Origin of the sequence: Cytobacillus luteolus, assembly GCF_017873715.1 — a bacterium.
GTDB classification, from domain to species: domain Bacteria; phylum Bacillota; class Bacilli; order Bacillales; family Bacillaceae_L; genus Bacillus_BV; species Bacillus_BV luteola.
The window spans coordinates 13,499-25,621 of record NZ_JAGGKM010000008.1; the positions used below are offsets into that span (position 1 = coordinate 13,499).

The window sequence follows — 12,123 nt, forward strand, 5'->3', positions numbered from 1 at the left end:
AAAGAGCGAGGGAGAGATGAAAATGAGTGGAAGTGAGAGAAAGTATCGTCTAGAAACAATTGGGGTGCATGGTGGTTTGCAAGCAGATCCAGTTACTGGAGCACGTGCTGTTCCGATCTATCAATCAAATGCTTTTAAATTCGAGAATACAGAACATGCTGCAAATCTATTTGCTTTAAAGGAACCAGGGTATATCTATTCCCGGATTCACAATCCTACGGTAACTGTTTTTGAAGAAAGAGTTGCTCAATTGGAGGGTGGTGTTGGTAGCTTAGCAGTTGCAAGTGGGATGGCAGCTATTACAACAGCTATTTTAAATCTTGCCAGTTCTGGTGATGAAATTGTCTCTGCATCTACTTTATATGGTGGTACCTATAATTTGTTTGCAAACACGTTACCAAAGTACGGAATAGATACTCATTTTGTGGATCCGTCTGATCCTACTAATTTCAAAAAGGCAATCACTCCTAATACAAAAGCCCTCTTTGCTGAAACAATAGGAAATCCTAGCTTGGATATTTTAAATATAGAAGCAGTTGCTGAAATTGCACATGAAGCTGGTATTCCATTAATCATTGACAACACGTTTGCCACACCATATCTATGCAGGCCAATTGAACATGGTGCAGATATAGTAATTCACTCAGCAACAAAATGGTTGCTTGGGAATGGTACTACTCTTGGAGGGATTATTGTAGATGGAGGGAAATTTGATTGGAACTCGGCAAAGTTTCCTGGATTTACAACACCTGATCCGAGCTATCATAATTTAGTATACTCAGAAGCGTTAGGGCCTGTTGCTTTTATTGTGAAGGCAAGAGTTCAGTTATTAAGGGACTTAGGTCCGGCCATTAGCCCATTTAATGCATTTCAGTTTAACTTAGGACTGGAAACACTGCATGTCCGGATGAAAGAGCATATTCAAAATACGAGAAAGATCGTCTCCTACTTAGATGAGCATCCTGGTGTAGAGTGGGTATTATACCCGGAGCATGAAGAACATCCTGGAAAGGAATTAGCGAAGAAGTACTTACCTAAAGGTGCTGGTGCAGTTGTTGTATTTGGAATCAAAGGTGGCAGGGAAGCTGGAGCAAAAGTCATTAATAATGTAACTCTTTGGTCTCATGTAGCGAATGTAGGGGATGCCAAGAGCTTAATCATCCATCCTGCAAGTACCACTCATCAGCAATTAGGGGCCGAGGATTTAAAGAAATCCGGAGTGACTGATGATTTAATCAGGCTTTCAGTTGGAATTGAACATTGTGAAGATCTTCTTGAAGACTTAGAACAAGCAATTGAAAAGGCAACAGGACTTTCTTCTAAAAAGCCAGTAAGTGCTATTTAAAAATAGTAAAATATAAAAATATTATTTTTGTTGACACTGATTTCTTACCCATGATATACTCACTTTCGTACTCAATTAATACTTAACTGTTTTAAAGCGATAATTGAATAAAGTGTAACTCTTATTGAGAGAGGTGGAGGGATGTGCCCTATGAAGCCCGGCAACCGTCAACTATGTTGAAATGGTGCCAATTCACACAAAGCTATTGCTTTGGGAAATGAGAGGAAGGACTATATTACGTATGCCTTTCTGCTCATTTGAGTAGAAGGGCTTTTTGTTTTTTGTTAGGCTCTTTACGCAATGAAAGTTGCTTATTAGGTAATTATTTGATAGTGGATTGGAGCGGAAGGCATTTGACTCCTGCGGGAAGTAGAGGAAAGGTCGAGACCCGCAGAGGGAACGTCGAGGAGGCTTGACTTCCTCCCCGCGGAAAGCAAATGCCTGTAGCGCAAAGGAACGGTCAAAGTTAAATCTGTAAACAACAATATTTGAGAAAAGAGACATTGATAAACTAAATAAGTCCTGTCCATATTTAAGAATATTTACATTATCCTACGCTTGAAGAACCAAACTAAACAGAAGTAGTTACTTAAAGAAGGTGAGAAATAGATGATTACATTGCAAAATGTAAAAAAGATTTATAAATCGAAAACAGGATCAGTGACTGCTGTTGATGGCGTTAACCTAGACATTAAACAAGGAGAAATCTTTGGAATCATTGGTTACAGTGGAGCTGGGAAAAGCTCATTAATCAGACTATTAAATGGACTTGAAATTCCAACAGAAGGCTCAATATCTGTAGCAGGCCATCAAATTACCAGTGCTAAAGGAAACAAGTTAAGAAAAGCACGACAGGAAATAAGTATGATTTTTCAACATTTTAACTTGTTGTGGTCACGTACAGTTAGCGAGAATATCGAGTTTCCTTTAGAGATTATTGGAGTGCCAAAGAAAGAAAGACTTAGACGCGTTGATGAGTTAGTAAAGTTAGTGGGACTTGAGGGAAGAGAAAAAGCCTATCCTTCACAGCTTAGTGGAGGACAGAAGCAAAGAGTAGGTATTGCAAGGGCACTAGCAAGCAATCCCAAAGTGTTACTTTGTGATGAGGCTACCTCAGCGCTTGACCCACAAACAACAGACTCAATCTTAGATTTGCTGGTAGATATAAATGAGCGCTTAGGTCTAACAATTGTGCTTATCACTCATGAGATGCATGTTATCAGGAAAATTTGCCACCGTGTTGCAGTTATGGAAGATGGAAAGATAGTTGAGCAAGGTCAGGTTTTAGAGGTATTTAGGAAACCTAAGATGCCAATCACCCAAAGATTCGTAAAACAAGTGACGGAGCCAGAGGAAACAAAAGAAACGATTGAGCACTTGCTTGATCAATATCCAAACGGTAAAGTCATCCAACTCACTTTTGTAGGAGATGCTGCTGAACGTCCATTGATGACAAATTTAATTCGAAACTTTAATCTAAACGTTAACATTCTTCAAGGGAAAATCTCACAAACCCAAAGTGGTTCTTACGGTACTCTTTTTATCCATGTTGATGGAGACACTAGCGAAATCGATAAAGCAATTGATTATATTCATAGCGAGCAAGTTGAAGTGGAGGTGATAGCAAATGCTTGAGGAGCTATTACCAAATGTTAAGTGGGAAAAAGTTATAACGGCTACCAATGAAACACTATACATGACTGGAATCTCGGTCATCGCGACATTTATCTTAGGCATTATTTTAGGTTTGTTATTATTTCTTACTTCTAAAGGGAACATATGGGAAAGTAAGGCTATGAATTCAGTTATTGCAGCCATCGTAAATATTTTCCGTTCTATTCCATTTATTATTTTAATTATTTTGCTGATTCCATTTACTAAAACAATAGTTGGTACAATACTAGGTGCAAATGCTGCCCTTCCTGCTCTAATAATCGGAGCAGCTCCGTTCTATGCAAGAATGGTTGAAATTGCTCTTAGAGAAATTGATAAAGGGGTTATTGAAGCAGCCAAATCAATGGGTGCCACAACAACTACAATCATTACAAAGGTTTTACTACCTGAATCTATGCCAGCGTTAGTGTCCGGAATTACTGTAACAGCCATTGCTCTTGTAGGATATACAGCTATGGCTGGAGTAATCGGAGCTGGCGGTCTAGGAAACCTTGCTTATTTAGAAGGGTTTCAAAGAGGCAATAATGATGTAACATTTATTGCCACTGTTTTAATTTTAATTATTGTTTTTATACTTCAGTTTATCGGTGACATTGTCACTTCAAAATTAGATAAAAGATAAGGAGAGATTTAACATGAAAAAAACGTTATATTCACTATCATTATTTATTTTGCTTTTAGCCCTAGCAGCTTGTGGGACAGCAACTAACGAAGATAATAATACTGCAGGGGATGAAGCTGAAGCAGTTAAATTAGTTGTAGGTGCTTCAAATGTTCCACATGCAGAGATTTTAGAAGAAGCAATACCATTGTTAGCAGAAAAGGGAATTGAACTTGAGATTGTACCATTCCAAGATTATATTTTGCCAAACAGAGCATTAGCAGATAAAGAAATTGATGCGAACTACTTTCAACATATTCCGTATTTAGAAGCACAAATTGCTGATAATGGTTATGATTTTGTGAATGCTGGTGGAATTCATATTGAGCCAATTGGTGTTTATTCGAAAAAATATAAAAGTTTAGATGAATTACCTGAAGGTGCGTTAATTATTATGAGTAACTCAGTAGCTGACCATGGTCGTATTTTAACAATGCTTCAAACAGAGGGCTTAATTACGCTAAAAGAAGGTATTGATACAACGACTGCAACAATTGATGACATTGTAGACAACCCGAAAAACCTTGAGTTCAAAGCTGATGTAGATGCGGGATATCTTCCACAGGTTTACAATAATGATGAGGGTGACGCAGTCTTAATTAACACAAACTATGCGATTGACGCTGGATTGAATCCTAAGGAAGACTCCATTGCACTTGAAGGTTCAGAATCACCATATGTTAACATTATTACAGTAAGAACAGGCGATGAAAACCGTTCTGAAATTCAAACGCTAGTTGAAGTACTTCGTTCTGAACAAATTCAAAACTTCATTTTAGAAAAATATGAAGGGGCAGTTGTCCCAGTAAGTGAATAATAATTTGTAGGTGTCTGACACAGATCAGGCACCTTTTTTTGGTGATTTTGAATAAAAGCGAGGAAATGAGAGTATTTTATTCCAATTTTAATCAATTATCATGCCTGATTTGAAGTGTGGCTATAAATAAAGGGGGAGATTATTTTTTACTGAAATTTGCAATTTGTTAGGATGAGATTCAAGGTGTTAGTATTGGCATATGGTTAATTTAACTTTTAAATAAATGAAAGGAATGATTCATTATCAGTGAAAAACTGAATTTGAATTACACAAGCGAAATGGAGAAGGCCATGCACCAGGCTCATGGGATAAGTTATGAGGTGTATAGCTCCAATGTCGAAGCAAGAATGAAAGTTGAACAGAAACGTGAACAGGATTATGTAAAAGGGAAATTATTAATTGCACGATTGGACAGTAAAGTTCATTCAATTTAATATATCGACGAAAAAACCAGAAGTGATTTCTGGTTTTTTCTTATTTATATAGGTATTCCTCAAAAACAGAATGGTTTTTAACTTTAAGTGTAAAAATAGAAAGAATATAAATTTGAGCCTAGGTAAAAAAATAGCACAATGAAGAAATAGAAAACACATAATTCTAAAATTATTGTAGAAAGCTCAAAAGGTTGCTATCACTTTTAATTTGTTATAAGATTAGAATGAGAATAAAATGAGAATAAGGGTAATGACGATAAGTCTAACCTATACAAAATTTTTTTTTGTAAAAATGGAGGTATTGTAATGGCAGGTTCAACTTTAACAATTAAAGATCTTCATGTATCAATTGATGGTAAAGAGATCCTTAAGGGTGTAAACCTTGAGGTTAAGGGTGGAGAAATTCACGCAATCATGGGACCAAATGGTACAGGTAAATCAACTTTATCATCAGCGATCATGGGACATCCAAAATATGAAGTTACAAGTGGCTCAATTACACTTGACGGAGAAGACGTTCTTGAAATGGAAGTAGATGAGCGTGCACGTGCAGGTCTATTCCTTGCAATGCAATATCCGAGTGAAATTAGTGGGGTAACAAATGCAGATTTCTTACGTTCGGCAATGAACGCAAGGCGTGAAGAAGGCGATGAAATCTCACTAATGAAATTTATCCGTACAATGGATAAAAACATGGAATTCCTTGAAATGGATCCAGATATGGCACAACGTTACCTAAATGAAGGATTTTCAGGTGGAGAAAAGAAACGTAATGAAATCCTACAATTAATGATGATCGATCCTAAAATTGCTATTTTAGATGAAATCGATTCAGGACTAGATATAGATGCGCTAAAGGTTGTATCTAAAGGAATTAATGAAAAACGTGGAGAAGACTTTGGTTGCTTAATCATCACTCACTACCAACGTTTACTTAACTACATTACTCCTGATAAGGTACATGTTATGATGCAAGGACGAGTTGTTAAATCTGGTGGTCCTGAATTAGCTCACCGTTTAGAAGCAGAAGGATATGACTGGATTAAGCAAGAATTAGGTATTGAAGATGAAACTGTCGGGCAAGAAGCATAAGCGTTAGGGGGATTAACATGACAATTGATACGAAATCATTCGATCAGGATTATGTCAGCAACTTTTCTAAAGAACTAGGAGAACCTGGATGGCTACTAGACCTTCGCTTACAAGCTCTTGCTAAAGTAGAAGAATTACCTATGCCTAAACCAGATAAAACAAAAATTGATAAATGGAACTTTACACAATTCAAAAATCATGTTGTGAAAAGTGCTCCTTTTGCATCTTTAGATGAACTTCCAGAAGAAGTTAAATCCTTGGTCGATTTAAAAGAAGAAAACAAAAATTTATATATTCAACGTGATAACACACCAGCTTTTCTTGTCTTATCAGACGAATTAAAAGAGCAAGGTGTCATATTCACTGATATTCACACTGCTGCAGCTAAGCATGGTGATCTTTTACAAAAGTATTTCATGCAAAATGGCGTAAAAGTAGATGAGCACAGATTAACAGCTTTACATGCTGCATTGGTTAATGGTGGGGCATTCTTATACGTTCCGAAAAACGTTGAAGTAAAAGCACCAATCCAAGCAATTTACATTCATGAAAATGCAGATGCGACACTTTTCAATCATGTTATTGTTGTCGCGGATGACAATAGTTCAGTAACCTATGTAGAAAACTATATTTCTACTTCTGAAGTAAAAGATTCAGTTGTAAATATTATTTCTGAAGTGATCGCGAACAATAACGCAAAAATCACATATGGTGCAGTAGATACCTTAGCTAAAGGTGTTACTGCTTATGTAAATCGTCGTGGTGTTGCTGGTCGCGATAGTAAAATCGAATGGGCATTAGGCCTAATGAATGATGGGGATACAATCTCTGAGAATATCACGAACCTAATGGGCGACGGTTCTTTCGGAGACACAAAAACAGTTGTTGTAGGTCGTGGTGAGCAAAAACAAAACTTTACAACAAGTGTTGTGCATTTCGGCAAAAATTCTGAAGGTTTTATCTTAAAGCACGGTGTAATGAAAGACAGTGCAAGTTCAATCTTTAATGGAATTGGTAAAATCGAGCATGGCGCTTCGAAGTCAAACGCTGTACAAGAATCTCGTGTTCTTATGTTAAGTGAAAAGGCTCGCGGAGATGCAAATCCGATTCTATTAATCGATGAAGATGATGTTACTGCAGGTCATGCTGCTTCAGTAGGTCGAGTAGACCCTATTCAACTTTACTATCTAATGAGCCGTGGTATTTCTAGGAAAGAAGCAGAGCGTTTAGTAATTCATGGTTTCTTAGCACCTGTTGTTAATGAGCTTCCAATTGAAGGTGTTAAAAAGCAGCTTATTGAGGTTATCGAAAGGAAAGTAAAATAATGAATATCCAAGATATTCGTGAACAGTTTCCAATCCTTCACCAAGAGGTCAATGGTAGACAACTTGTCTACCTTGACAGTGCTGCAACATCACAAAAGCCAATTAAAGTTATTGAAGCTCTTGATAAATATTATAGAGAATACAATTCAAACGTTCACCGCGGTGTTCACACGCTTGGTACTAGAGCGACTGATGGGTATGAAGGTGCTCGTGAAAAAGTCCGTAAATTTATCAATGCGCATTCGATTGAGGAAGTTATCTTTACAAGAGGTACGACTACAGCTATTAATACAGTAGCTGCAAGCTATGGTCGTGACAATGTAAAGCAGGGTGACGAAATCGTTATTACTTACATGGAGCACCATGCAAATATCATTCCTTGGCAACAACTCGCAAAACAAACAGGGGCTACCTTAAAGTATATTCCTCTTCAAGAAGATGGTTCGATATCGCTTAAGGATGCAGAAGAGACTATTACAGAAAACACAAAAATCGTTTCTGTAATGCAAGTTTCAAACGTTCTTGGTGCCATCAATCCTGTAAAAGAAATTGCAAAAATTGCTCATAAACATGGTGCAATAATGATGGTTGACGGCGCACAAGCTGCCCCACATATGAAAATAGATGTACAGGACTTAGATTGTGATTTCCTTGCATTTTCTGGACATAAAATGTGTGGTCCTACAGGAATCGGTGTTCTTTACGGTAAAAAACAATTGCTCGAAAACATGCAGCCTGTTGAAACTGGTGGGGAAATGATTGATTTTGTAGGTTTATATGAATCATCATGGAAGGATCTGCCTTGGAAATTTGAAGCAGGTACACCAATCATTGCAGGAGCAATTGGGCTTGGAGCTGCAATTGATTTTCTTAGCGAAGTTGGACTAGAGAACATTGAAGCACATGAACATAAACTTGCGGAATATGCAATGAATCGAATGTCTCAAATTGATGGATTAACGATTTATGGTCCAAAAGAGCGAGCTGGTCTTGTGACTTTTAATATAACAGATGTACATCCACACGATGTAGCAACTGTATTAGATGCAGAAGGTATTGCAGTGAGAGCGGGTCACCATTGTGCACAGCCGTTGATGAAATGGTTAAACGCATCTGCCACAGCACGTGCAAGTTTTTACCTCTACAATACCGAAGAAGAAATTGATAAACTAGTTGAAGGACTCATCAAAACAAAGGAGTATTTCAGCAATGGCTTTTAATAACAATTTAGACACATTGTATCGACAAGTAATTATGGATCATTATAAAAATCCGCGAAATCGTGGTGTGTTAGATAACGAATCATTGACAATTGATATGAATAATCCAACATGTGGTGATCGCATACAATTAACAATGATAGTAGAAGATGGGAAAGTAATTGATGCGAAGTTTGAAGGGGAAGGCTGTTCCATTTCAATGTCATCGGCTTCCATGATGACACAAGCAATCAAAGGGCAACCAATTGACATTGCTCTTAAACTTTCTCAAATTTTCTCAGATATGATGCAAGGTAAAGACTATGATGATAGCATTGATTTAGGTGATATAGAGGCACTTCAAGGCGTAGCTAAGTTTCCAGCCCGCATCAAATGTGCAACACTTGCATGGAAGGCCATGGAAAAAGGCTTAAACAGCCAAAAACAATAAAGGGTAGAAAGAACTTCTTATCGTTCACATTCTCCCTCTGAAGGAGTGAAACAGATGGCTAAAAAGATGCCTGATATTGGCGATTACAAGTATGGATTTGCAGATAAAGACGTTTCGATTTTCCGTTCAAAACGTGGTCTAACAAAAGAGATTGTTGAAGAAATCTCTCGTATGAAAAAAGAGCCACAATGGATGTTAGAATACCGTCTAAAATCTTTAGAGCATTTCTACAGCATGCCAATGCCGCAATGGGGTGGCGATATGGCGAGCTTAAACTTCGATGAAATTACGTATTATGTAAAACCATCTGAAAAATCTGAGCGTTCTTGGGATGAAGTACCTGAAGAAATCAAAGCTACATTTGATAAATTAGGTATTCCTGAAGCTGAGCAAAAGTATCTTGCAGGGGTTTCAGCACAATATGAATCAGAGGTTGTTTACCATAACATGAAGGAAGACCTTGAAGAATTAGGTATCGTATTTAAAGATACAGATACTGCTTTAAAGGAAAATGAAGATATCTTCCGTGAGCACTTCGGAAAAGTTATTCCTAATACAGATAACAAGTTCTCTGCTCTTAATTCAGCAGTATGGTCTGGTGGTTCATTCATCTATGTTCCAAAAGGTATCAAAGTGGATACACCACTTCAAGCATACTTCCGTATCAACTCTGAGAACATGGGTCAGTTTGAGCGTACACTTATCATCGTTGATGAAGGTGCACATGTACACTATGTTGAAGGCTGTACAGCTCCAGTATACACAACAAACTCTCTACACAGTGCGGTAGTTGAGATTATCATTAAAAAAGATGCATACTGCCGTTATACTACAATTCAAAACTGGGCTAACAACGTATTTAACCTAGTTACGAAGCGTGCGGTTGCAGAAGAAAATGCAACAATGGAATGGATTGATGGTAACATCGGTTCTAAATTAACAATGAAGTATCCAGCAGTTATCCTTAAAGGTGCAGGAGCTCGTGGTATGACTCTTTCTATTGCGATTGCAGGAAAAGGTCAGCACCAAGATGCAGGAGCTAAGATGATTCACTTAGCACCAAATACTTCATCTACGATTGTATCGAAGTCTATTTCTAAACATGGTGGTAAAGTAACGTACCGTGGTATTGTTCACTTCGGTCGTAAAGCTGATGGTGCTCGTGCAAACATTGAATGTGATACATTAATTATGGATAATCAATCTACTTCAGATACAATTCCATACAACGAAATCTTAAATGACAACATTTCATTAGAGCATGAAGCGAAAGTATCAAAGGTATCAGAGGAGCAATTATTCTACCTAATGAGCCGCGGTATTTCAGAGCAAGAAGCAACTGAAATGATCGTTATGGGCTTCATTGAGCCATTCACAAAAGAACTTCCAATGGAATATGCGGTTGAAATGAACCGTTTGATCAAGTTCGAGATGGAAGGTTCAATCGGGTAATGTTATAAACTCGTTCGAGGGGATTCTCGAACGAGTTTTTTTTGTTTTTGAAAAATCCTAATAATTGACTCCTGCGTATGTATGAAGTGGAAACTGGAGTAACCAAAAGGAGTGGATGGTTCCTCTGTATGTAAGAAGTTGGAAACTGGAGTAACCAAAAGGAGTGGATGGTTCCTCTGTATGTAAGAAGTTGGAAACCGGAGTAACCAAAAGGAGTGGATGGTTCCGCTGTATGTAAGTATTTGGAAACCGGAGTAACCAAAAGGCGTGGATGGTTCCTCTGTATGTAATAAGTTGGAAACTGGAGTAACCAAAAGGAGTGAATGGTTCCTCTGTATGTAAGAAGTTGGAAACTTGAGTAACCAAAAGGAGTGAATGGTTCCTCTGTATGTAAAAAGTTGGAAACTGGAGTAACCAAAAGGAGTGGGTGGTTCCGCTGTATGTAATAATTTGGAAACTAGAGTAACCAAAAGGAGTGGATGGTTCCTCTGTATGTAAGAAGTTGGAAACTGGAGTAACCAAAAGGGGGGGATGATTCCTCTGTATGTAAGAAGTTGGAAATCAGAGTAATCAAAAGGAGTAAATGGTTCCTCTAGATGTAATAAAGCGCAAACTAGAGAAACCAAAGTGTTTAGGTGTTTCTTATAAATAAACACAACTTACTCATTAACATAATAAGCAGAGCTACCATGTCCCAATTGTCTAAACTCTTTTTTAAGAATCCTTCTAATTGCTTTTTTTGATGTAATTACTTCGCACCATTCATGAATCGAGTTCATTGTTATTTTTTTATCGGGAAAGAATAACTGATATTCCTCTACACTCCGCATAACAGCTGAAACCACATCCTCGATAAAACCACACTTTGAACATACCAAAGTATTATAAGAACATTTACCAAAAAATGAGTTACAGCCTGCACATATAATTCCTTTCTTAAGCTTATCAAAGCTATAATCCGATAATCTTGAGTAAGGATCATCTTCTCTATGAAAAGTAACTAGTTTTTTTGCAAATTCTATATCTCTAAACCTTAATTTTGCCGTGCTCATATTTAATTTGGTCATGAAACGATTTAGCTGTGAAGGGAAAATAGCAGGAAGTTTCAGAGGTGCTTGATAAAGATGGAACTCGGGGTTTATAAAAATAAGTAAGGACTCAATTTGGGTGCCAAACCCAAGGTCTACAAGAAATTGTCGTAATAATGTCTCGCTACGATTCAATTGAAGTAATGGGTCTTTAATTTCACTACCCGACGGTGAATACCATCTATCAGATTCAATATAAAAATCACCCTCATAATTTTTAACGTTAAACAGATAGATTTTCTTGCTTGAAACTAACAAAGAGTCTATCTGAAAAACGTTTTTGTTATAATTGAGTAATAGATCATTTATTACAATCCATTCACCGATGAGGTACTTTTTCAACCAGTCATCATACTTTTCTTCCCCCTTAAATCCTTTCTCTAAACTTATAAGGTAATTCACCTCTTTATCAGACAGTTTCATGCGGTTGTTTAAATATCGAAGAAGCTTCAATTCAAGTGGTTCTTCACGAGTTTTAATTATCATAGTCCACTTCCTTTCAAAATAATTGTAAGTAAAACCTTCTATATTTTCAACATTCAAAAATATAAGATTAGAAAATTGTCAAACTCCCCATGAAGTGAG

The 12,123-nt window shown here is 37.2% G+C and carries 11 protein-coding genes and 1 riboswitch; of the genes, 10 read left to right on the forward strand and 1 reads right to left on the reverse strand.

What is annotated here, in order from left to right:
- Window positions 1–22: 22 nt before the first annotated feature.
- From J2Z26_RS19230 to sufB, 10 genes are all read left to right on the forward strand, one after another.
- Window positions 23–1,345 (forward strand): O-acetylhomoserine aminocarboxypropyltransferase/cysteine synthase family protein, encoded by a 1,323-nt coding sequence (locus tag J2Z26_RS19230; protein ID WP_193534868.1) that lies wholly within the window; start codon window positions 23–25, stop codon window positions 1,343–1,345.
- A gap of 118 nt (window positions 1,346–1,463) precedes the next feature.
- Window positions 1,464–1,569, forward strand: a riboswitch (SAM riboswitch).
- A gap of 385 nt (window positions 1,570–1,954) precedes the next feature.
- On the forward strand, window positions 1,955–2,980 hold the full coding sequence (locus J2Z26_RS19235; RefSeq protein WP_193534869.1) for a methionine ABC transporter ATP-binding protein: 1,026 nt from the start codon (window positions 1,955–1,957) through the stop codon (window positions 2,978–2,980).
- Entirely contained in the window at window positions 2,973–3,641 is a 669-nt protein-coding gene (locus J2Z26_RS19240; RefSeq protein WP_193534870.1) for a methionine ABC transporter permease, read from the forward strand. The genes J2Z26_RS19235 and J2Z26_RS19240 overlap by 8 nt, the downstream gene beginning before the upstream one ends.
- A gap of 13 nt (window positions 3,642–3,654) precedes the next feature.
- The gene (locus J2Z26_RS19245) at window positions 3,655–4,497 is read left to right on the forward strand and encodes a MetQ/NlpA family ABC transporter substrate-binding protein (protein WP_193534871.1); all 843 of its coding nucleotides are present in this window, start codon (window positions 3,655–3,657) and stop codon (window positions 4,495–4,497) included.
- 290 nt (window positions 4,498–4,787) lie between these two features.
- Window positions 4,788–4,931 carry a YuzK family famiily protein gene (locus J2Z26_RS19250; RefSeq protein WP_209794416.1) on the forward strand — a complete coding sequence of 48 codons (144 nt, stop codon included), beginning with the start codon at window positions 4,788–4,790 and terminating at the stop codon, window positions 4,929–4,931.
- 306 nt (window positions 4,932–5,237) lie between these two features.
- Window positions 5,238–6,023 carry a Fe-S cluster assembly ATPase SufC gene (sufC, locus tag J2Z26_RS19255; RefSeq protein WP_193470298.1) on the forward strand — a complete coding sequence of 262 codons (786 nt, stop codon included), beginning with the start codon at window positions 5,238–5,240 and terminating at the stop codon, window positions 6,021–6,023.
- A gap of 17 nt (window positions 6,024–6,040) precedes the next feature.
- Complete coding sequence (gene sufD, locus J2Z26_RS19260; RefSeq protein ID WP_193534872.1) at window positions 6,041–7,348, forward strand: Fe-S cluster assembly protein SufD; 1,308 nt, start codon at window positions 6,041–6,043, stop codon at window positions 7,346–7,348.
- Window positions 7,348–8,568, forward strand: a complete 1,221-nt coding sequence (locus J2Z26_RS19265; protein WP_193534873.1) for a cysteine desulfurase — start codon at window positions 7,348–7,350, stop codon at window positions 8,566–8,568. Before sufD ends, J2Z26_RS19265 begins: the two co-directional genes overlap by 1 nt.
- Window positions 8,558–8,998 (forward strand): Fe-S cluster assembly sulfur transfer protein SufU, encoded by a 441-nt coding sequence (sufU, locus tag J2Z26_RS19270; protein WP_193534874.1) that lies wholly within the window; start codon window positions 8,558–8,560, stop codon window positions 8,996–8,998. The genes J2Z26_RS19265 and sufU overlap by 11 nt, the downstream gene beginning before the upstream one ends.
- Window positions 8,999–9,052: 54 nt before the next feature.
- Window positions 9,053–10,450 (forward strand): Fe-S cluster assembly protein SufB, encoded by a 1,398-nt coding sequence (gene sufB, locus J2Z26_RS19275; protein WP_193534875.1) that lies wholly within the window; start codon window positions 9,053–9,055, stop codon window positions 10,448–10,450.
- Between the two features lie 659 nt (window positions 10,451–11,109).
- Here the strand turns inward: sufB and J2Z26_RS19280 are convergent.
- Window positions 11,110–12,024, reverse strand: a complete 915-nt coding sequence (locus tag J2Z26_RS19280) for a nuclease-related domain-containing protein (protein WP_193534876.1) — start codon at window positions 12,022–12,024, stop codon at window positions 11,110–11,112.
- Window positions 12,025–12,123: the final 99 nt, after the last annotated feature.